The sequence below is a fragment of the Klebsiella sp. 2019SCSN059 genome (assembly GCF_021739525.1).
Taxonomy (GTDB): domain Bacteria; phylum Pseudomonadota; class Gammaproteobacteria; order Enterobacterales; family Enterobacteriaceae; genus Klebsiella; species Klebsiella quasipneumoniae.
Window position 1 is genome coordinate 33,136 of the sequence record NZ_JAKKOM010000036.1, and the last position, 20,893, is coordinate 54,028.

The window sequence follows — 20,893 nt, forward strand, 5'->3', positions numbered from 1 at the left end:
GAGGCTTCCTCTTCCCCGGCGGCGGGGGAAGCCACAAAAATAGCGTAAAATCCTTAAGTTAAAAATTAATTGGAATTATGTTTTGCATTCATCGCGTATGGGTGTATTTTTGTGAGCTATTTCGCGTTAGATGAGTGATATAACACTCACTTTAAACATAAAATTAACATTATATCTAAATCATAGTATTCATCCCTCCGATTCTTACCTAATATCGACTAGCCCTTGCTGGGGTTAATGACAGACGACAGGCCATCAGAGCCTGAACAACACAGATAGGTACAACAGGAAGAAATCACATGGTAGATCAGGTTAAAGTCGCTGCTGTCGAGCAGGAGCCGACTGAACAATCGCTACGGCGAAATCTCACAAACCGACATATTCAGCTGATTGCAATTGGCGGGGCGATCGGCACTGGATTATTTATGGGTTCTGGCAAAACCATCAGCCTTGCCGGGCCATCCATTATTTTTGTTTATATGATTATCGGTTTTATGCTGTTTTTCGTTATGCGAGCCATGGGCGAATTACTGCTGTCGAACCTCGAATATAAATCCTTCAGCGACTTTGCGGCCGATCTGCTGGGCCCCTGGGCGGGCTACTTTACCGGCTGGACCTATTGGTTCTGCTGGGTGGTGACGGGGATGGCGGACGTGGTGGCGATCACCGCCTACGCGCAGTTCTGGTTTCCCGGACTCTCCGACTGGGTCGCGTCGCTGGCGGTGATCCTGCTGCTGCTGGGCCTGAACCTTGCCACCGTCAAAATGTTTGGCGAAATGGAGTTCTGGTTCGCGATGATCAAAATCGTCGCCATCGTGGCGCTGATCGTGGTCGGCCTGGTGATGGTCATGATGCATTTCAAATCGCCGACCGGCGTCGAAGCCTCTTTCGCGCATCTGTGGAATGACGGCGGCTGGTTCCCGAAAGGGCTGAGCGGCTTCTTCGCCGGCTTCCAGATTGCGGTATTCGCCTTCGTGGGGATTGAGCTGGTCGGTACCACCGCGGCCGAAACCAAAGACCCGGAAAAATCCCTGCCGCGGGCGATTAACTCCATCCCGCTGCGTATCATTATGTTCTACGTCTTCGCGCTGATTGTGATTATGTCGGTGACGCCGTGGAGCTCTGTGGTGCCGAGCAAGAGCCCGTTCGTTGAGCTGTTCGTGCTGGTCGGTCTGCCGGCAGCGGCGAGCCTGATTAACTTCGTGGTGCTGACTTCCGCAGCCTCATCGGCCAACAGCGGTGTCTTCTCCACCAGCCGTATGCTGTTCGGTCTGGCGCAGGATGGTCAGGCGCCGAAGATGTTCGCCAAGCTGTCGAAGCGTGCGGTGCCGGCGAAGGGCTTAACCTTCTCCTGCATGTGCCTGCTGGGCGGTGTGGTGATGCTGATGGTCAACCCGAGCGTGATCGCCGCGTTCACCATGATCACCACGGTGTCGGCGATCCTGTTCATGTTCGTCTGGACCATTATCCTTTGCTCTTATCTGGTCTACCGTAAAAAGCGTCCGCAGCTGCACGAGAAGTCCAAATATAAGATGCCGCTGGGCAAATTAATGTGCTGGGTGTGCATGGCCTTCTTCGTCTTCGTACTGGTGCTGTTGACCCTCGAAGATGACACCCGTGAAGCGCTGATGGTCACCCCGCTGTGGTTCGTTCTGCTGGGTGCGGGCTGGCTGTTTGCCGGCAAAAAGCGTCTGGCGAAATAAAAGAGCATTTTAACGTTGCTTGCAACGGACCGTCATAAAAAAGGCCACCCGGAGTGGCCAAATAAGACGGACAATGTCGAGGGCGCCTGCGGGCGCCTTTTTCGTTATTCTCCTGCGAGGGCACGCGGGAACAGCACGTTATTTTCCAGGCTGATGTGCTCCATCAGATCGTCAATCATCTCGTTGATACCGTTATACATCGCTTTCCAGGTGGTGCACGCTTCCGGCGGCGGCGTCACGTTATGGGTGATATGTTTGATCACCTCCAGCAGTTCACCCGCTTCGTCATGCTCGCTTTCCATCACGCTGATGGGGCCCCCGGCCTGGGCGCCCATCCCCTGTTTGATCATCGGGAACAGGATCTGCTCCTCTTTCATCATGTGGCTGGAGAGCTCCTGCTGCAGCATGGTCAGGTACTTCGTCAGCCCTTTCGGCACGTTCGGTTTATCGGCATGGACCCGTTCCACCTTGGTGGCCTGCAGGATCAGCTCCGGCAGCTGTTCGCGGTGCCGATCATGATAGCGAACGATGATATGGTCGATAATCTCCGCGAGAGGCGCCGCGCGCCAGTCGTGGGTGACGGGCTGCTCGGCCAGTTTCGCCAGCTCGGCTTCGATCACCGCGACATCCAGCGCTTTACGCGATGCGGCGCGCGCCAGCGTCTGTTTGCCGCCGCAGCAGTAGTCCATATCGTATTGACGGAACAGGGCGGAGGCGCGCGGGATGGTCAGCGCCAGCTCGCCTAAAGGTTGGTCACGGAAAGCCATAGCAGTTACCTCGTCATCAGGAATATAAGATGCATTTTAAATGCATCTTTGTGGCGAGGGAATACCCCTTAAGGAGGCCTGGCTACTTTTTTTCGTCCGTCAGCGGTTGCAACGTCGGTTTGTCCGGCCTGGCGCGTACGGCGGAGACCACGCCGAGCACCAGCATCAGGATACCGCTCAGGGTCAGCAGCGGTGGTAAACTTTGCCGCAACAGAAAGGTATACAGTAGCCCGGCCAGGGTTTCGAAAACGATAAGCGGCCCGAGGATCACCGTCGGCAACCGTTGACTGGCAATATTCCAGCACAGCGCGCCGACCCATGAGCAGAGCACCGCGATGGCCAGCATCAGCATAATGAACACCGCCGGGCGCGGGCCGAAGGGCAGGGGGAACCCGGCCTGCTGACCGTGCAGCCAGGCGCAGGCGGCGAGATAACCGGCCAGCGAAACCGGAAGCGTCACCAGCGCCTGAGCGGTAGCCCACATCATCGGCGGTTGATGCGGATTCTCCCGCAGCCAGCGGGCGTTGCGCAGCGCATACCAGGCCCAGCAGACCACCGACCCCAGCGCCAGCGCAATGCCGGAGCCGTAGCGCCACGGACTAAAATCAGGCAACCCCTGGCGCAGTTCCGCGACGTTAACGCAGATCAGTCCGACGGCGATGCAGACCAGCGCCGGAAACAGGCGCCGCCACGGCAGCTTTCCGTCGCGCTGGCTGTAGAGCAGATTGGCGAAGACCGGCAATACCACCGGCAGCGTGCCGATAATCATGGTGGAGACCGGCGCCCCGGTGCGCTGAATGGCGCTGGCCAGACAGACGTAATAGATAAGATTTCCCATCATCGTCAGACCCAGCGCGGTCCACCAGTCGTTCCGGCTCAGCTGGCGCAAACGCGCGCGCCCGAGCCATGCCAGCGGCAGGGCGATCAGACCCAGCGCCAGATAGCGTCCCATCGACTGGAGCATCGCCGGATACTCGGGCACCAGCAAAGGCCCGACAAAGATTAATCCCCACATCAGCCCCGCCAGCAGGGCGTACAACACACCACTAATCATCATTGCATCCATTGTCATCACTGTTGTCTGCAGTGTAGAAGGAGGGCGGGCGGGAATATTGTATGAGATTGCGCATCAGCGCCTGGCGACCTGCTTCTGATAGCGTACCGGCGTAATGCCGTAACGCTGGGTGAAGGCGCGGGTCAGGTGAGACTGGTCGGTAAGGCCGACGGCTATCGCCACTTCGGCGGCGGGCATGCCGTGGGTGAGAAACGCCTTGGCGCGCCACAGGCGGATGGCCATCAACATCTGATGGGGCGTCACATGATAGTGGGCTTTAAACTGGCGCTGAAAGTGGTACGGGCTAAGCGCCGCCACCTGAGCCAGCTCGTCGAGGGTGATGGGGCGCATATAGTTATCGTGCAGGTAGTCGCGCACGCGGTCGAAGCGATGTCCTGTCTCGCCCTGCGCCGAGGCATGGTGGGCCAGAGGGCGGAAGGTGTCGATGAGGTCGAGCAGCATTCCCTGCTGGGCCAGCGCATCGTCGCTGTGCCACAGGCCATAAATTAGCTGGCCAATCCGCCGGGACCGCAGGGGATCCTCGCGGACCACCTCGCTGAACCACCAGTCGCGCACCCCGGTGATGGCTTCCAGACGGTCCGGCTCCAGATAAATCATCCGGTAGCGCCAGCCGTCGGCGGTTTCCGCTTCGCCGGTGTGCAGCTCGTCGGGATTCATGGTGACAATAGCGTTCGCGGCGGCGATATGCTGGCTGCCACGGTAGCGAAAGCGCTCGGCGCCTTGCTCAATCACGCCGATGCCGAAGGCTTCGTGAGTATGGGGTTCAAAGGCGTAGCGAGAGATATGGGCGTGGTAAAGCTCCACCCCGGGAAGCTGTTCGAGATGGCGAAAGCGCGCACGATCTTTTTCATCACTAAATTGGGGTGGTACGCCCTGCATGCCTGCCTCCCGACGGTTGATCTCTTCAATATGAGAGAGGAACCGCCGGGACGCAACCGCAAAAGCTGAGAGGGACGGTTACAGCATGCCTTTCACGCTTTCGGCAAGGGAAGTGGTCGGACGGCCAATCAATGTACTCAGGGTGTGGCTGTCGTCAAACAGCCCGCCTTTCGAGGCGCCGACGTCGGAGTCCGCCAGCATATCCGCCAGACCCGCCGGCAGGCCGACGCTTTTCAGCGCGGCGGCGAAGTCGGCTTCGCTGAGGTTCTGATAGACCACGTTTTTCCCGCTGTGCGTGCTCAGCTCGGCAGCCAGGTCGCTCAGCGTCCAGGCGTTATCGCCCGCCAGTTCGTAAACTTTCCCTGCATGGCCTTCACCGGCGATAACGCGGGCGGCCGCGGCGGCATAATCCGCGCGGGTAGCGGAGGCAATTTTACCTTCGCCGGCGGCGCCGATAAACACGCCGTGCTCCAGCGCCGGCGGCGCGCTGGCCAGATAGTTTTCGGTATACCAGCCATTGCGCAGCAGGGCGTAAGCGATGCCAGAGTCGGCCAGCATCTGCTCGGTTTCAATATGCTCTGCGGCCAGGCCCAGCGGCGAAGTGTCGGCGTGCAGCAGGCTGGTATAGGCGATGAATGTCACCCCAGCGGCTTTGGCGGCGTTGATGACGTTGCGGTGCTGTACGGCACGCTGGCCGACTTCGCTGGAGGAGATTAACAGCAGTTTATTCACGCCCTGCAGCGCGGCGGTCAATGCCGCTTCGTCGCTATAGTCGGCCTGGCGGACGACGACGCCCTGCTGGCTGAGCGCCTGGGCTTTGGCCGGGTTGCGGACAATCGCCACAATCTGGCTGGCAGGAACGGTTTTAAGCAGGTCTTGCAGAACGTAGTGGCCAAGCTGGCCGGTGGCACCGGTAAGGGCGATCATGGGGCTTCTCCTTCGTGTTTATTGGCAGTTGTGGTAAGCTAACACCTTAACTAACTTTTAGTAAGTACGTACAAAAAGGTAAGTATGAAAATGGCCGAACCGACGCTGAGCGATAAACTGCGCAACGGCAATCTGTTTGCGGAACAGTGCCCGTCGCGCGATGTGCTTAAACATGTCACCAGCCGTTGGGGCGTGTTGATTCTGGTGGCGCTGCGCGAGGGGACCCATCGCTTCAGCGATCTGCGGCGCAAAATGGGCGGGGTCAGCGAAAAGATGCTGGCGCAGTCGCTGCAGGCCCTGGAGCAGGATGGTTTTATCGACCGCGTCTCTTATCCGGTGGTGCCGCCGCACGTTGAATATAGCCTGACGCCGCTCGGTCTGCAGGTGAGCGATAAGGTGGCCGCCCTGGCGGACTGGATCGAGGTTAATCTGCCCGCGGTGCTGGCGAGCCACGGGGAGTGAAAATGTATCACTCCCTGTAGCCCCGCCACCGGGGAGATGTACCCGGATAGCGGCTGGCGCCTTATCCGGGCTACCCGTCAGCTCCGGTTTGTAGCCCCGGTAAGCGCAGCGCCACCGGGGAACAGGCATTACTGACTCAAATCCAGCTGATAAATGGCGAAGCCGATATCATCGGCGGCCACCTGGCGCATCGGATACTGGGCTTTCTCTTTGATAAACGCCGCGGCTTTGTCGCCAGGCGAGGTCTCAAAACGAATATCCAGCGGTGTCTTACTGTGGATCGGCGCCAGGCGCCAGTTGTTATCCGCCGCCGGATGGATCGCGCCATCCTTCTTCGATTGCGCGCCAATCCACGCCGCCAGCACCGAACGGTTTTCATCCGGTGAGGCAAAGGCGATATGGCTTTCGCCGGTGCCGGCGAATTTACCGCCGTAAGCGCGATAGTTATTGGTGGCGACCAGGAAAGTGGCCTGCGGATCGACAGGTTTGCCATTGAAGGTCAGGCCCTTGATGCGCTCTGCCTGCGGATGGATCATCTGGCACTCGCCGTCGTAGCGGGCCGGCTGGCTGACGTCGATCTGGTAGTTCACCCCGTCAATCACGTCGAAGTTATAGGTGCGGAAGCCGTCCCAGTTGATCAGCGACTGCGGCTTGCTGCTGGCCGGGTCTATCTGGTTAAACTGCCCGGCGGAGCACTCCAGCCACTCCTTGACCTCCTTCCCGCTGACCTTCATCACCACCAGGGTGTTGGGGTAGAGATAGAGGTCGGCGGCGTTGCGGAAGGTGAGCTGGCCTTTTTCCACTTCCACGAAGCTCGCCGGATCGTTTTTACGCCCGCCGACTTTAAACGGCGCGGCGGCGGAGAGCACCGGCAGTTTCGCCAGGTCCGGGTCGCCCTGAATGTAGTGTTCGACGTAGGCTTTTTGCGCCATGTTGACCACCTGCACCGTCGGGTCGTCCTGCACCAGCGCCAGATAGCTGTACATGTTGTCGGCGGACTTGCCGATCGGCTGACTGACGAACTCGCGAGTGGCGTCGTGATCGGCTTTCAGCACCGCCACCAGCTTGCCGTCTTCCGCCGCCAGCGATTTCTTCGCCACCGCGTCGTAGATTGGCCGCGCTTCCGCTTTACTCTGAGTCACCTGCCATTTTCCGCTGTCGTTGTTCAGCACCAGATCGACCACCCCGAGGTGATCGCCCCACATTCCCGGCATTACCGCCGGCACGCCGTTCAGCGTCCCTCTGGCGATATCCGCGCCTTTAATGTTGGCGAAGTCTTTGCCGGGGAACACCGCGTGGGCGTGGCCGAACATGATGGCGTCAATGCCGGGCACCTGGCTTAAGTAGTAGACCGAGTTCTCGGCCATCGCCTGATACGGGTCGGCGGAGAGGCCGGAGTGCGCGACCACCACGACCACGTCAGCGCCTTTCGCCCGCATCTCCGGGATATATTTGCGCGCGGTTTCGGTAATGTCGTTGACCGTCACTTTGCCGCTAAGATTGGCTTTATCCCAGGTCATGATCTGCGGCGGCACAAAGCCGATATAGCCGATGCGCAGGGTATGGGATTGACCGTCGCTGTCCTGAACCGGGGTGTCCTGGATCAGGTAGGGGGTGAACAGCGGTTTGCCGGTTTTGGCATCGATGATATTGGCGTTCACGTAGGGGAATTTCGCCCCGGCCAGCGCTCTGTGCAGGAAGTCGAGGCCGTAGTTGAATTCATGGTTGCCCAGGTTGCCGACGGCATAATTCAGGGTGTTCATCGCCTTATACACCGGATGAACATCGCCCTCTTTTAGCCCCTTAGCGGCCATGTAGTCGCCCAGCGGGCTCCCCTGGATCACATCCCCGTTATCCACCAGTACGCTGTTTTTCGCTTCTGCCCGCGCCTGTTCGATCAGGGTGGCGGTACGCACCAGGCCGAATTTCTCCGTGGCGGCATCTTTGTAATAGTCAAAGTCCATCATATTGCTGTGCAGATCGGTGGTTTCCATGATCCGCAGGTCGACCGTTGCGGCGCTGACGCTGGCGGCGATCAGCGTGGCCAGGAGCGTTGCGCTAAACTTAATCATCAGAGGCGTCCTTTTTTTATGAGCGATAGCACAGAAGAAAATGTATTTATATTCTGTTGCTTACAGAAATGTGAATCTTGCCAGAAAAGTGGGCAGCGAAACCGCCATCGTTATCACAGATAGCGGAACTTGCGGTGATGCGATATAAATAAAACAACGAGTTAACGCCACTGTAACCAGACGAGGTGGAGAATGTTAGAACAAGTATGTCAGCTTGCACGGAACGCGGGCGATGCCATCATGGAAGTTTACGATGGAAACCAACCGATCAACGTCGCCAGCAAGAAAGATGATTCTCCGGTCACGGCGGCGGATATCGCGGCGCATAAAGTCATTGTCAGCGGCCTGCAGGCGCTGGATGCCACCATTCCTGTTTTGTCGGAAGAGGACCCGCCGGCCTGGGAAGTGCGTCAGCACTGGCAGCGCTACTGGCTGGTCGACCCGCTGGACGGCACCAAAGAATTTATTAAGCGTAACGGCGAGTTCACCGTCAATATCGCGCTGATTGAAAACGGCAAGCCGACGCTGGGCGTGGTCTACGCGCCGGTGATGAAGGTGATGTACAGCGCGGAAAAAGGCAAAGCCTGGAAAGAAGAGTGCGGCGTGCGCAAGCAGATCCAGGTCCGAGATGCCCGTCCGCCGCTGGTGGTGATCAGCCGCTCCCATGGCAACGATCCGGAGCTGCAGGAGTACCTTGAGCAGCTGGGCGAGCACCAGACCACCTCTATCGGCTCCTCGCTGAAGTTCTGCCTGGTGGCGGAAGGTCAGGCCCAGCTCTATCCGCGCTTCGGGCCGACCAGCACCTGGGACACCGCCGCCGGCCATGCGGTCGCGGTCGCCGCCGGGGCGCATGTTCACGACTGGCAGGGGAAAACCCTCGACTACACGCCGCGTGAATCCTTCCTCAACCCCGGCTTCCGGGTCTCTATTTATTAAGCAGCTTACGCAGCAGGTCGATCACCTGCTGCACCTCCTGCTGGGTGAGCGCGCCGTCTTTGGCCCACTGTACGCGCCCGCTCTTATCCAGCACCACAATCGCGGAGCTCTTCTCGTCCAGCTGCCAGGCTTTCCGCACCAGCCCGTTGCTGTCGACGATAAATTGCGACCACGGGAAGAGCTGTTTATTACTCTCGATACTGTTGCGCACGAACATGCCGGTGCCCGGGATGGCATCGTCGGTATTGACAATGGTGGTGGTCTGATAGCGATCGTGTGGGAAGCTCGCCGCTTTAATCGCCTCGATCAGGTTGGCATTTTTCTCTTTTGCTGACGAGCGTCCAGCGATGTGCTGGATGACTCGCACTTTTCCCACCAGCTGCGAGCTATTCCAGTTTTTATAGCTAAACTTATCATTATCCAGAATAAGTTCGCCCCGATCCGCGACGCCGACCGGCGCCACGCGCTGGCCGTCGACAAAGTTATGCGCTGAGGCCAGCAGCGGGAAGAGGAGTAACGAGGCGGCCAGTATGCTACGTAGGGTCATGCGGAATCCTTAATCATTTTTGTGCAGGTGATCCGACCACTTGGTCTCGTTTAATGATAAGTGCGATTGGCGACGATTACCCGCAATGAGGATGCCAGTTTGCGTGTTGACGCACAAATTAGTCGAAAAACGGCGACTTATACTTACTTCATCGTATGTCCGAAACGAAAATTCTGAATTATTGTCATCAAACGGTAAATAAACTTATACACACTGGGTCCCTCTGAGATTCTGGACTATAGTTTTAGGGCATTAAAATTTGCGCTCCCGATACGTGGGCTAACTGTGGCACCACAGGAGCGTAACCCTGGCAGGAGAGAAGAATGAAAATTTTCCAACGCTACAATCCGCTGCAAGTGGCGAAGTACGTGAAGATCCTGTTTCGTGGACGGTTGTACATCAAGGACGTTGGCGCATTTGAATTTGATAAGGGCAAAATCCTTATCCCGAAGGTCAAGGACAAGCTGCATCTGTCAGTGATGTCCGAAGTCAATCGTCAGGTGTTGCGTCTGCAAACTGAGATGGCATAACCTGACACGTAGCAGTACGTAGTAGGTAAAAGACGGCTCCCGATGGGGGCCGTTGATGTTTTCAGCCCTTCATCTCCGCATAGCGTTTGCGATACTCCCCCGGTGGAATGCCGTTATGTTTACGGAACAAGCGGGTGAAATAGACCGGATCGCTGTAACCCACCGATAAGGCAATCTTGTTAAGCGGGAGTGTGGTGCTCTGAATGAGCCACCTGGCGCGGTTGATGCGCTGAGCTTCCCGCCAAGCGTAAACCGTCTGCCCCAGCTCATTTTTGAAAAGGTGCGCCAGACGTGAAGGAGAGATAAATACCATCGCCGCCAGGGTCTCGATTTTTACCTCTTGCGCGATATGGGCGTTAAGGTAGTCGCAGACGGCGTTAATTCGCGGATCGTGGGCGTGGCGGTTGCTGATGGGCTGTTGCTGAAAACAGCGGAGGATCAACCTTTCCAGGGCGTTCATCGCCAGCGCTTCCGACAGCGGCGCGGAGGCCGAGTGGTGGCGTATCACTTCATGGAACAGATCGCGCAGGTGCTGGAGCTGGTCGGGGTCAGCAACGGTCGTTTTGCCGATGCCGTGTGTGGTTTGGTCCCATTTTAGCCAGTCTATCCAGTAGGGGCGGGGAATAAAGTAGATCCAGAGATGGTCCCAATACTCGCTGTGTTCGTCTCTGCCGTAATGATGAGGCACGCCGGGGGGAAACAGCAGCAGATCGTTTTCCCGACACAGAAGAAAGCCATCGCCCGCTTTCGCCCGCGCCTGGCCACGCAGGGTCAGATTGATGATGTAACCTTTCATCCCCTGCGGACGATTAATGTAGTAGTCCAGTTTGGAGCCGCGGGTTATCGGCGTGAAGCCCGCGACAACCCAGGCATTGAAGGTAAAGGTTTTCATCAATGGCGAGAAATTAAGTAGCTCATTGATATCAAGTTCCATTCTCTCTCCCACCTGAGCGTCGCAGCGTCATTACCTTTCGATGATAGTAAATTCCCATGCCCTGAGGCGCAACGGCTGGCCGCTGCGCACTGTTTCCCCGCTCAGCAGGTCGTTCCCCGCCGTTTCGCTACCGAAATCGAGCGTCTCGCCAGAGTAATTGAACAGGAAGTGGATGGTTTTCCCGGCGCGATTACGCATCTTTTTGACCACTAATGGGTAGCGATAGGCGGAAGTGCGCGAGCGCAATGCGAGATCGGCAGTGAGTACATCAAACAGCTGGCTAATCAATCGCTTCTGCGGCAGGAAGCCAACGTACATCGATCGTCCCCGGCCATAATCCGCTTCGGTGGCGGCCGCGTACTCGCCCCATGCCGGATGTTGATAGCGCAGCAGGGTGCGGGTCCCGGCATCGGGCGTCAGCAGCTCCATCCACAGCTCCGCCTGATTGTCGTTGCGGCAATCAATATCCGCGCAGCATGAGCTTACCGTTATCCCTTCCGGCAGGGTGAACTGGCTGTAGCTGACGCCGCAGCTCTGCCGCAGGATCCCAGGCTGCGCGCTGCGGCGCACTTTGACGTTTTCATCGCTAAAGCCCGATTTAAAGCCGATAAGCGCTCTGCCGCCCTCGGCGATATAGTGGTTGATACGCGCCAGCAGGCCATCATCGGCAGCGTACAGTCCGGGAACGATCAGCACCCGGTAGCGAGAGGTCTCCTCGTTGACGTCGTGGATGATATCGAGGCTGATATTGTGGTCATACAGCGCATCGTGGAAGCGGCGGAAAATATCGTTATAAATATTGCCCTCGGCGTCGCCGGGGCGGAACTGGTTAAGGGCGTCCATTGCCTCATTGCTTATCAGCAGCGCAACGTCGTTTTCGGCCTTCAGCTCCGCCAGCTGCGGCGACAGGCGGGCAAAGTCAGCCCCGATAGTGGTGGCCTCCTGCCAGGTCGGATTACGCGAGAAGTCGTGGCTGAGCAGCCCCTTCCAGTAGGTTTCGAAGGCGTTATGAATCGAATGCCAATGCCAGTAGGAGACCATGGCGGCGCCGGAGGCGACATGGCTGAACGCCTGCAGGCGCAGCTGGCCCGGGAAGGGAGTCCACTGGGCGAAACCCTGCGCCTGCGTTTCCAGCACGAAGTAGTTCTGGCCCGGCTTAAGCGAGCGGGTGATGGCGCCGCCGAAGGCGATTTCCCGCCCGGTCAGGTGCGCCTGGCTCGGGTGATAGATATCAACACCGGCGATATCCAGTGCCTGCGCTGCCGCAAAATGGTCGACCCGCGGCTGCACGCCGTAAGAGTAACCGCGCCATTCAAAATCGAAGTTGTGGGTGACGAACTGGTGCGGCTGGGCGTACTCGCGCACGATCTCCGCCTGCCAGGCCAGATACTCGGTGACCTGCTGGCGCTGATAACGGAAAAAGGCGCAGGCGAGGCTGGCGTTGATGGTATTTTCCACCGGCGGAAAATCCTGCCAGCGGTCAATGCGGTTGCTCCAGTAATCCAGACCGAAATCGTGATTTAGCTGCCGGAGGTCAGGATATTTCTCCTGCAGGCTGCGCACAAAGCCCTCCTGCATATAGCGGCCGATATTGTCGTAATGCTTGGTTTCGTTATCCAGTTGCCAGCCGATAATTGCCGGATGGTGCTGCACATGCGCCATCAGCGTGCGGATAATTTTTTCGGCATAGCGGCGAAAGGTCGGGTTGACGATATCCATGATCTGCCGTGGGCCATACTTTTGCTGCCCTGTGACGGTGGTGACCAGAATATCGGGATGTTTCGCCGCCAGCCAGGCCGGGACCGCGTAGGTCGGCGTCCCGACGATGACCGCGATGCCGGCCTCATGCATCGCCGCCAGCACCCGGTCGATATGGTAGAAATTGTACTGGCCCTCTTCGGGCTCCAGCGTACTCCATGTGGACTCGGCGATACGCACTACGTTAATGCCGGTTTCGCGCATTAAGGCAATATCCTTGGCCAGCCGATCTTCCGGCATATATTCATCGTAATACGCCACGCCATAAAATAACTGAGACATGCAGACTACCTCCTGACATTAATTCGCGGGCACAGGTTGTGAAGAGAACACGCGCGCTTTATCCAGCGTGATAAACGAAATGAGCGTGAAGCACAGGGCGATACTTCCCAGCACGATATAGCTGCTGGTAAAGCCCATTCTCTGGTACATATGGCCGATGCCGGTGGAGAGGAAAATAGAGCTAAAGCTTTTTGAAAACTGAAAACCAATTAAGTAAACCGTCGCTGAAAGCAGGGGGTTAAAGTTAGCGGTAATATATTTAAGCGCCGCGACGAGTAACACCGAGCTTTCAAATCCATGGAGAAGTTTAATCAGGCTGATGGATATCGGGCCAATAGCCCACGCGGAACCGATAATGCGCAAGCTCATAATCAGCCCGCAGTATAACAGCGCATTTTTGGGGCCGATTTTATTCACAAACCACGGCGCAAAGAACATGACGACGGCATCAAGGAAAATCTGCCCTGTCGTTAAATAACCGAAGACTTCTGCGCCCCGGGCTTTACTCTCAAAAAAGTGGCTGTAGTAGATAGCGAACTGCTGGTCATAGGTTTCATAGACCGCGCCCACGCCAATCACATAGAGCGCGAAGAACCAGAATTTTTTAATTTTCAGCAGCGAGGCGGCATCGCGGAGGGTGACCGGAGACGTTTTGCCAGACAGTAGCCCCTGCTGCTGATGGGTGCTGATCTGCATTTTCCAGACAATCACCAGCAGGCAGACACCTGCCGCGCTGGCCAGCCAGAAAATCATGTTCTGATCGATGCCGTAGAGCTTTCCTGCCGCAAAGGTGCCGATCGCGGCGCCGATGCCGCCAAACATCCTCGCCCGACCAAATTCGAAGCCGGAGGCGCGGCTGACCTTATCGATGTAGGCTTCGCAAATCCCGCAGCCTGCGCCGTAGGCCATGCCAATATAGAGGCCGCCAGCCAGTGCGCCGAGGAACACATTTATTTTTAACAGAGGCGCGAAGACATAGATCCAGTATGGGGCGAATAAGGTGATAATGATCGCCAGCATCCACATCAAATTCTTACGATACACCAGCTTATCCGATATAAAACCGAATAATGGCTGAACGCAGACGGCCACAATGGCGGTGAAAGAATAAACCAGACCGACGTCCGTGTAGTTAATACCGATGGTTTCCGTTAACCACAGTGATAAATAGGGGTAGCAGCATCCCCAGCCTATAAAGAAAAACAGGAAAAACAGACAGCTGATAAAGTAATTTTTATTCGACGTTATCATGGTAACCCTCGCTTCCTTTATTCAGGAATATGATCGTGTAGACGCGAGCAACGTTACCTTTTTGCGCACGGGGGAGTCATGAACGTTTCGCTATGGAGCAGTAATAATCTGCTATCGGCAGAGGGGCGTGAGCCGCTTCACATTCGGGCAATAAAAAGGGCGGATGATCATCCGCCCTTAAGAGAGAGAAAAGATGACGCTCAGGCGTTCTGGCTTTCCGCCGCTTCCGACTGCTTGGGCACCAGCACCGTTGGCTTGTTATCGATGCGGGTCACCAGCAGCTGGTCGATACGGTAGTTGTCGATATCCACGACCTCGAACTTATAGCCGGAGAACTTCACCGCGTCGGTGCGCTTGGGGATTTTACGCAGCATAAACATCATAAAGCCGCCGATGGTCTCGTAGTTCCCGGACTGCGGAAACTCGTCGATATCCAGCACGCGCATCACGTCATCAATCGGCGTACCGCCATCGATCAGCCACGAGTTTTCATCGCGAGCGACGATCTGCTCTTCCAGCCCCTGGCCGACGAGGTCGCCCATCAAAGTCGTCATCACGTCGTTAAGGGTGATGATCCCGACCACCAGCGCATATTCATTCATGATCACCGCGAAGTCTTCCCCGGCGGTTTTGAAACTTTCCAGCGCTTCGGAGAGGGTCAGGGTATCCGGGACGATCAGCGTGTTGCGGATCTGCACGCCGCCGGTCAGCACCAGGCTCTGGTTCGCCAGTACGCGGTTCAGCAGATCTTTGGAATCGACGTAGCCGATAATATGGTCGATATCTTCATTACAGACGAGGAACTTCGAGTGCGGATGCTCGGCCACTTTATTCTTCAGGCTCTGCTCGTCTTCATGTAAATCAAACCAAATGACGCTTTCACGCGGGGTCATGGAGGAAGGAACGGTGCGGGACTCCAGCTCGAACACGTTCTCAATCAGCTCATGCTCCTGCTTGCGCAGCACCCCGGCCAGCGCGCCGGCCTCGACCACGGCATAGATATCGTCGGAGGTGATATCGTCTTTCCGCACCATCGGCAGTTTGAAGATGCGGAAGATCATATTAGCCATGCCGTTAAACAACCACACCAGCGGGCGGAAGACTAACAGGCAGAAGCGCATCGGGTTGATGATGCGCAGGGCCACGGTTTCGGGCGCAATCATACCGATGCGTTTCGGAGTCAGGTCAGCAAACAGGATGAACAAGCTGGTGACCAGGGTAAAAGAGATGATGAAGCTCAGCTGCTCGGAGAGCTCCGGTGACATATACCCGCTGAGCAGGCTATAAAACGCCGGGGAGAAGGCCGCGTCGCCCACGATACCGCCCAGAATGGCGACGGCGTTAAGGCCAATCTGCACAACGGTAAAGAAGGTGCCCGGGTTCTCCTGCATCTTCAGCACCCGCTGTGCGTTGACGTTGCCTTCATCGGCCAGCAGTTTCAGTTTGATTTTACGTGAGGCGGCCAGTGAGATTTCCGATATCGAAAAAAAGGCACTGACGGCTATCAGACAGAGTATTACTAAAATACTGTTTAACATATCTTTTCTGACCGTTGAGGTCAGATCCTCGGAAGGGAAGTTGATCGAACTAAAAGGAAGCTACTTGAACACCCGCCCACAGGCGCGGGCTGGCAATTTCAGAGGCTAGTATAGCGTAACAGTCGGTAAAATCGCCAGAGTATTGATTAATCATTGTTAATTACGCGGGTATCTCACCTCCGCACCTCATCGTAAAAGCGTACATATGATGATAAGAGAATGAATAGTTATTTACAGCAGGAAGCGTGCTGATGATCTGGCGAAAGGTGAGGTCTACTCTGGTAATAGAGGGCGCGCATGGATCACAAAAATGCGCAGTGCCTGATGAAAAAACCTGAAAATTTGTGAGGACAATAGCAAGGGTATTTTTAGCGGGTTGACCATTTATATTCGGAAATTGAATCATACCGGCCAATGAAAACGATATAGCAAACGTTCTCACATTAATTTTATAAATATATTAGTGCCGTCATATTATTTTCCGTTTCATTGAATAATGATCAATTTTAGGGATGAAATATGCATAAAAAAATCGGTTTTATCGTATGTTGCGCGCTTGGGATACCTACAGTCAGTCACGCCCTGACTTTTGATGTCAGAGGTGGATATCGGGCAGGGAGTCACTCCTACGAATCTCGCTATAAAGTCAGTCAGGGGTGGCAAAACGGCTGGTGGGCGAGTATGGAGATGGATAATAAAAACAATAAAAATAACCACCAGGGAAAAAATGGTACCGATAAAGCCGATGGGTCCCACTCCTTTGGCGACAGTACGGTCGATTACAATGAAATAGAGGTCAACTATAGTTGGCCATTCGCCGAAAAATGGACGTTGCAACCAGGCGGGATCTATCACTGGAGCAGCAAAGGTACCCAACTGCGGCCTTATCTGCGCGTTAATGTTAAAGCCACGCCAGACCTCACCTTTGGCCTGCGTTACCGCTATGACTACAACACTTACGAAACGGTCAATAGCGCCGGCGAGTCGCATCGGGACAGCGTCAATCGCCTGGATATCTATGTTAACTATAAATTTAACGCGCAATGGAGCGCCTTATATCAAGGCACCGTTTATCGACACGTTAATGACGATTATAAATACAGGAATGACAAATCGTCGGCGACAGAAAATGCCTTTACGCTACGCTATAAATGGAATGACTGGTTCAGTCCCTATATCGAATATGATTATCTCGGGAAACAGGGTTACCATGACGGCCAAAATAAAATTTCAGAGTCCCGTTATCGAATTGGAATGACGTTTACGCTTTAATCTCACCCTGACGCGCAAGAAATAATATTGGTTGCTTCCCCTGGCCCAGTCACGCCTTTGGGCCAGGATTGCGCGCCGTTTAGCGATATGGTCGCGTGGAGGCGCGGGGGATCAGCGTGGGCAGAGAATAGCGCTGGGGATTTTCCGCGTGATTGCTTAGCAGCAGCTCAACGGCATGGCTGGCAAGCTGATCGAGGGGCGTTTTCACCGACGTTAAGGGTATCGGCAGGCGGCTGACCAAAGGAATGTCGTTATAGCCTACCAACGACACGTCGTTGCCAATCTGCAGGCCAAGCCGGTGCGCGGCGGCCATCACCCCGATAGCCAGGTCATCATTGACGGCGAAAATAGCGCTGGGGCGGGAAGGGCTATTCAGTATTTCATAACCGGCGTTTTCACCAGCCACAATGGTAAAGTCGGAATCTCGCCACCAGTGGGGATTCACCTCTGCCTGCGCTTCCTGCATGGCGCGCAGGAAACCTTTTTGCCGGTTTAACGTACTCGATGAGAAATTCGGGCCGGCAATGATGCCGATTTCCCGGTGGCCTAAATCCAGTAAGTGGCGGGTCGCCAGATAGCCCCCCAGTTCGTCATCACCCACCGCTGACGGGCTAATGCCATCGGTCCTTAATGCTAAAACATGGTTGATCTGTTTTTCCCGCAGCTGCTGGGGCAGGCGGTCACCCAGCCGACAAGTGGAAAGGATCAGGCCGTCCACCCGACGATCAAGCAGAGATTGCGTGGCTCGCTCTTCGGTTTCCGGATCGTTGCCGCAGGTTGCTACCACCGTGAAATAACCCTGACGCGCGGCGGCCTGAGAGACCGCTTCATAGAACATCGCCGTGACGGTATCGGTCAATCTCGGGACCAGAACGCCTATCGTGCCCGTATCGCCACGGCGCAAACTGGACGCCACGTAGTCTCGTCGATAGCCCAACTGCTTCGCCGCTTCACGTATTTTCTCAGCGGAGGGGCTACGGGAAGGGGGAAGGCGTTCATCCAGCACGCGCGAAACAGTTGAAACACTCACACCTGCGGCGCGGGCCACATCCTGCATCGTGATTGTTCTTCCGTTTTGTTCTGAAGATGACTGATTTCCCATGGCCCATTCCCTGTTTAAATTCAGCTGAGATTGTATTCGTAGTTATTTCTTCCACGCAACTTAATTGGCGCGAGCGGTGGTAAGTAACAATGTGGGAAATAGATCACGTAATGCAGATTGATAAACATTTAAGCCGCTCATTTTTGTGATTCCAACTGCATTTATTAGCAGAGTCCCCTTGATCTTGGGAGGTAAAGGGAAGACATTTCAATTGACTTGCAATCGTTCCTGCAATCGATTTCAAGAAAGAAGGTTTATCATCTTTATCTATTGTGATTTGAAAGGAGTTAACATGAAAGCACTTGATTTGCGTGGTATTGTTCCAGCCCCCGTTACCCCTTTTACCCGTGATGGCCGCATCGATCATCAAGCGATCAAACGCTTAGGTTCCTGGCTTGGCAGCGTGAAAGGGGTGAAAGGCCTGGTGGTGCTGGGACACGCCGGGGAAGGTACCTTCCTGACTCAGCAGGAGCAGGCCGACGTCATCCGTAGTTTTGTTGACTCGACCGATGGCCGTGTGCCAGTGATCGCCGGTATTACTGGCGAAGGGACGGAAGTGGCGGCGCTGGAAGCGCAGCGCGCCGTCGAAGCTGGCGCCTCGGCGGGTCTGCTGTATCCCTCACACGGCTGGCTGCGTTTTGGCTATCAAAAAGGCGCTCCGCAGGATCGCTATCGCGTAGTATACGAAGAGAGCGGCTTACCCCTTATTCTCTTCCAGTATCCGGATGTCACTAAAGCCACGTATAACCTCGAAACGATGCTGGATATTTCCGCGCAACCCGGGGTCTTTGCGATGAAAAATGGTGTGCGTAATATGCGCCGCTGGGATACGGAAATTCCGGTTATTCGCCGCGAACGCCCTGATTTACAGATCCTCAGCTGTCATGATGAATATCTGCTGCATACCGCCTTTGATATTGATGGTTTCCTTGTGGGGTATGGCAATATTGCTCCGGAACTCCTGCTGGAACTGCTGGAAGCTGGTAAAGCGCAGGATTATGTGAAGGCTAAAGCGGTTCACGATCGCCTGCTACCAGTTACTAAGGCCGTTTATCATCGCGGATCGCATATGGAAGGTACCGTGGCGTTGAAACATGCCCTGGTTGAACGTGGCATTCTGGAACATGCGACCGTTCGTTCACCTCTGCTGCCGCTTGAACCGGGCGCAGAAGAAGAGATCAAAGCGGCTATCCGTGCTGCAGGAATTAAAAAAGCGGTTATTTAATTTATTATTTGAATACCGAGCCCGTATTCATTATGAATACGGGTTGATTTTAATACAGATAATCAGGTTTTATTCAGTATATCAGTGTGGCCGTATAATCTTTTATAAAGATACTATAATGAGGCTGTCATGAGTAATTTAGAAAAAACATCTACCGCTGTACCCGCACAAATAGAAATACTGCCCTTCTCTCAATTAATTCGCCGTATTGGTCCGGGAATTGTTCTCACCGGCGTAGTGGTCGGTCCCGGCGCCATCACCACCGCGTCGATGTTAGGGGCGGACTATGGCTATTCCCTGCTATGGCTGCTGATCCCCATTGCCTTTATGGGGATCACCTTCATGTTGACGACCTATCGTATCTCCATGCTCACCGGGATGCCGTCGATAGAAGCTATCCGTCATTATTATGGCAAAGTCGCCGCAGGCTTTGTCGGCGTCGCCACTTTTTTAGCTTGCCTTTTTTTTACCATGGGGAATATCTCGGGGACCGGAGCGGGCATGAACCTGGTTTTCGGCATCGACTGGAAGCTCGGCGCGCTAATAATGATTGCGGTGATGATCTATTGCTATTTTTCTAAAGGTGTTTATTCCAAAGTCGAGAAGGGGATCACCATTTGTATTGTGGCAATGATTTTTGCCTTTTATATCACGCTGGTGGGAACAGGAGGACCGGACTGGAAAGCCAGTGGCGAAGGATTAACGCACTGGATCTTTCCCGCGGGCAGTTTAGTCGCGGCGTTGGGCTTTATTAGCACCAATGCCTCTCTGACGACCGGGATATACGGTACCTATCTTGGTAAAGAGAAAAAATGGAAGAAAGATGACCTTTTTAATGGCGTGATGGTGGCCGATACCGTCGCCCATATCATCGGCGTACTGCTGATCAGCGGGGCGATTATTCTGGTGGGGGCCATCGTCCTTTTTCCCCAAGGGATATCGATTAATACGCCTGCGCAACTGGCGGATTTGTTGACGCCAAGCATGGGGCGTGCCGCGAAATACATTATGGGGGTGGCGTTATTGGGGGCGGGTTTCTCATCATTGCTGGGAAACACTCAGCGTGGGGTTGTTCTGCTTAATTCGGGGTTCAATAAGTCTACTGCGTTGGAAAGTAAAGCGGTGCAGTGGGGATCCATGGTGGTGCTGGTGGTTGCGGGGTTAATTTGCTTTAGCTTCGGCGGCTCTCCGGTGCAGTTAATTTACTTAGCGAATGTCGCAACGGCGGTGTCGACGCCTGTCGCGGGTCTGTTTATCTGCCTGCTGCTGTGGCGAAAGGATATTAATAAAGGATATAAGACGCCAAGGTTATTACAAATATGTATGGTGATCAGCTATCTCTTTTGTTTGTTACTCACTCTCGTCGCCTTGATTAACACCTTACCTAAATTTATATCCTCTCTTTCTACCATGTTTTGAGGTGGAGTATGACTGATGCCGTCCTGTTAGGTGAAGGCTTCACCCTGATGTGCCTCGGCATGGGGTTCGTGCTGGCGTTTCTGTTTCTGCTGATTTTCGCCATCCGGGGGATGTCCGCCGCCGTCAACCGCTTCTTTCCCGAACCGGCTGCGGCGCCGAAAGCGACGCCACTGCCCGCCGTTGCGCCCGCCGGCGACTTCGCCCGCTTAACGCC

Annotated in this window: 19 protein-coding genes; 8 read left to right on the forward strand and 11 right to left on the reverse strand. The window is 55.3% G+C overall.

Features of this window, described 5'->3' with window-relative positions:
* Positions 1 to 299: 299 nt before the first annotated feature.
* Positions 300 to 1,703 carry a D-serine/D-alanine/glycine transporter gene (gene cycA / locus L2I46_RS24820; protein ID WP_023291730.1) on the forward strand — a complete coding sequence of 468 codons (1,404 nt, stop codon included), beginning with the start codon at positions 300 to 302 and terminating at the stop codon, positions 1,701 to 1,703.
* A 104-nt stretch (positions 1,704 to 1,807) separates the two neighbouring features.
* Here the strand turns inward: cycA and ytfE are convergent, their stop codons facing one another.
* From ytfE to L2I46_RS24840, 4 genes are all read right to left on the reverse strand, one after another.
* Positions 1,808 to 2,470, reverse strand: coding sequence for an iron-sulfur cluster repair protein YtfE (gene ytfE / locus L2I46_RS24825; protein WP_032454637.1), 663 nt, complete (start codon positions 2,468 to 2,470; stop codon positions 1,808 to 1,810).
* 82 nt (positions 2,471 to 2,552) lie between these two features.
* Positions 2,553 to 3,524, reverse strand: coding sequence for a DMT family transporter (locus L2I46_RS24830; RefSeq protein ID WP_151819874.1), 972 nt, complete (start codon positions 3,522 to 3,524; stop codon positions 2,553 to 2,555).
* Positions 3,525 to 3,599: 75 nt separating this feature from the next.
* On the reverse strand, positions 3,600 to 4,424 hold the full coding sequence (locus tag L2I46_RS24835) for an AraC family transcriptional regulator (protein ID WP_023291733.1): 825 nt from the start codon (positions 4,422 to 4,424) through the stop codon (positions 3,600 to 3,602).
* A gap of 78 nt (positions 4,425 to 4,502) precedes the next feature.
* Positions 4,503 to 5,351, reverse strand: coding sequence for an SDR family oxidoreductase (locus L2I46_RS24840; RefSeq protein WP_023291734.1), 849 nt, complete (start codon positions 5,349 to 5,351; stop codon positions 4,503 to 4,505).
* 90 nt (positions 5,352 to 5,441) lie between these two features.
* On the opposite strand from L2I46_RS24840, the gene L2I46_RS24845 reads away from it, so the two are divergent.
* Complete coding sequence (locus L2I46_RS24845; RefSeq protein WP_032429258.1) at positions 5,442 to 5,813, forward strand: winged helix-turn-helix transcriptional regulator; 372 nt, start codon at positions 5,442 to 5,444, stop codon at positions 5,811 to 5,813.
* A 128-nt stretch (positions 5,814 to 5,941) separates the two neighbouring features.
* On the opposite strand, the gene cpdB is transcribed toward L2I46_RS24845, so the two are convergent.
* On the reverse strand, positions 5,942 to 7,885 hold the full coding sequence (cpdB, locus tag L2I46_RS24850; RefSeq protein WP_101862391.1) for a 2',3'-cyclic-nucleotide 2'-phosphodiesterase: 1,944 nt from the start codon (positions 7,883 to 7,885) through the stop codon (positions 5,942 to 5,944).
* 192 nt (positions 7,886 to 8,077) lie between these two features.
* Between cpdB and cysQ the strand changes: the two genes are divergently transcribed.
* On the forward strand, positions 8,078 to 8,821 hold the full coding sequence (gene cysQ / locus L2I46_RS24855; RefSeq protein ID WP_023291737.1) for a 3'(2'),5'-bisphosphate nucleotidase CysQ: 744 nt from the start codon (positions 8,078 to 8,080) through the stop codon (positions 8,819 to 8,821).
* Here cysQ and L2I46_RS24860 read toward each other — a convergent pair.
* A complete protein-coding gene (locus tag L2I46_RS24860; RefSeq protein ID WP_023291738.1) occupies positions 8,811 to 9,368 on the reverse strand; it encodes a YtfJ family protein in 558 nt (185 codons plus the stop codon). The two genes, cysQ and L2I46_RS24860, sit on opposite strands and share 11 nt — an antisense overlap.
* Before the next feature lie 323 nt (positions 9,369 to 9,691).
* Here L2I46_RS24860 and L2I46_RS24865 point away from each other — a divergent pair, with 323 nt between their 5' ends.
* The gene (locus tag L2I46_RS24865) at positions 9,692 to 9,898 is read left to right on the forward strand and encodes a DUF1107 domain-containing protein (RefSeq protein ID WP_002886707.1); all 207 of its coding nucleotides are present in this window, start codon (positions 9,692 to 9,694) and stop codon (positions 9,896 to 9,898) included.
* A 61-nt stretch (positions 9,899 to 9,959) separates the two neighbouring features.
* On the opposite strand, the gene araC is transcribed toward L2I46_RS24865, so the two are convergent.
* The 4 genes from araC to L2I46_RS24885 form a co-directional block, all read right to left on the reverse strand.
* On the reverse strand, positions 9,960 to 10,832 hold the full coding sequence (gene araC / locus L2I46_RS24870; RefSeq protein ID WP_023291739.1) for an arabinose operon transcriptional regulator AraC: 873 nt from the start codon (positions 10,830 to 10,832) through the stop codon (positions 9,960 to 9,962).
* A 30-nt stretch (positions 10,833 to 10,862) separates the two neighbouring features.
* A complete protein-coding gene (locus tag L2I46_RS24875; protein ID WP_085551698.1) occupies positions 10,863 to 12,872 on the reverse strand; it encodes a beta-galactosidase in 2,010 nt (669 codons plus the stop codon).
* 18 nt (positions 12,873 to 12,890) lie between these two features.
* Positions 12,891 to 14,123 carry an oligosaccharide MFS transporter gene (locus L2I46_RS24880; RefSeq protein WP_032454642.1) on the reverse strand — a complete coding sequence of 411 codons (1,233 nt, stop codon included), beginning with the start codon at positions 14,121 to 14,123 and terminating at the stop codon, positions 12,891 to 12,893.
* A gap of 200 nt (positions 14,124 to 14,323) precedes the next feature.
* Positions 14,324 to 15,661 (reverse strand): hemolysin family protein, encoded by a 1,338-nt coding sequence (locus tag L2I46_RS24885; RefSeq protein ID WP_023291742.1) that lies wholly within the window; start codon positions 15,659 to 15,661, stop codon positions 14,324 to 14,326.
* A gap of 519 nt (positions 15,662 to 16,180) precedes the next feature.
* On the opposite strand from L2I46_RS24885, the gene L2I46_RS24890 reads away from it, so the two are divergent.
* The gene (locus tag L2I46_RS24890; protein WP_102002712.1) at positions 16,181 to 16,933 is read left to right on the forward strand and encodes an oligogalacturonate-specific porin KdgM family protein; all 753 of its coding nucleotides are present in this window, start codon (positions 16,181 to 16,183) and stop codon (positions 16,931 to 16,933) included.
* 79 nt (positions 16,934 to 17,012) lie between these two features.
* On the opposite strand, the gene L2I46_RS24895 is transcribed toward L2I46_RS24890, so the two are convergent.
* Positions 17,013 to 18,035 carry a LacI family DNA-binding transcriptional regulator gene (locus L2I46_RS24895; protein ID WP_032454644.1) on the reverse strand — a complete coding sequence of 341 codons (1,023 nt, stop codon included), beginning with the start codon at positions 18,033 to 18,035 and terminating at the stop codon, positions 17,013 to 17,015.
* A 292-nt stretch (positions 18,036 to 18,327) separates the two neighbouring features.
* On the opposite strand from L2I46_RS24895, the gene L2I46_RS24900 reads away from it, so the two are divergent.
* The 3 genes from L2I46_RS24900 to L2I46_RS24910 form a co-directional block, all read left to right on the forward strand.
* Positions 18,328 to 19,260, forward strand: coding sequence for a dihydrodipicolinate synthase family protein (locus L2I46_RS24900; protein ID WP_032454645.1), 933 nt, complete (start codon positions 18,328 to 18,330; stop codon positions 19,258 to 19,260).
* A 129-nt stretch (positions 19,261 to 19,389) separates the two neighbouring features.
* Positions 19,390 to 20,679 (forward strand): Nramp family divalent metal transporter, encoded by a 1,290-nt coding sequence (locus L2I46_RS24905; RefSeq protein WP_032454646.1) that lies wholly within the window; start codon positions 19,390 to 19,392, stop codon positions 20,677 to 20,679.
* A gap of 8 nt (positions 20,680 to 20,687) precedes the next feature.
* Positions 20,688 to 20,893 (forward strand): oxaloacetate decarboxylase subunit gamma (locus L2I46_RS24910; protein ID WP_236948295.1); only part of this gene is annotated, 206 nt, incomplete at its 3' end.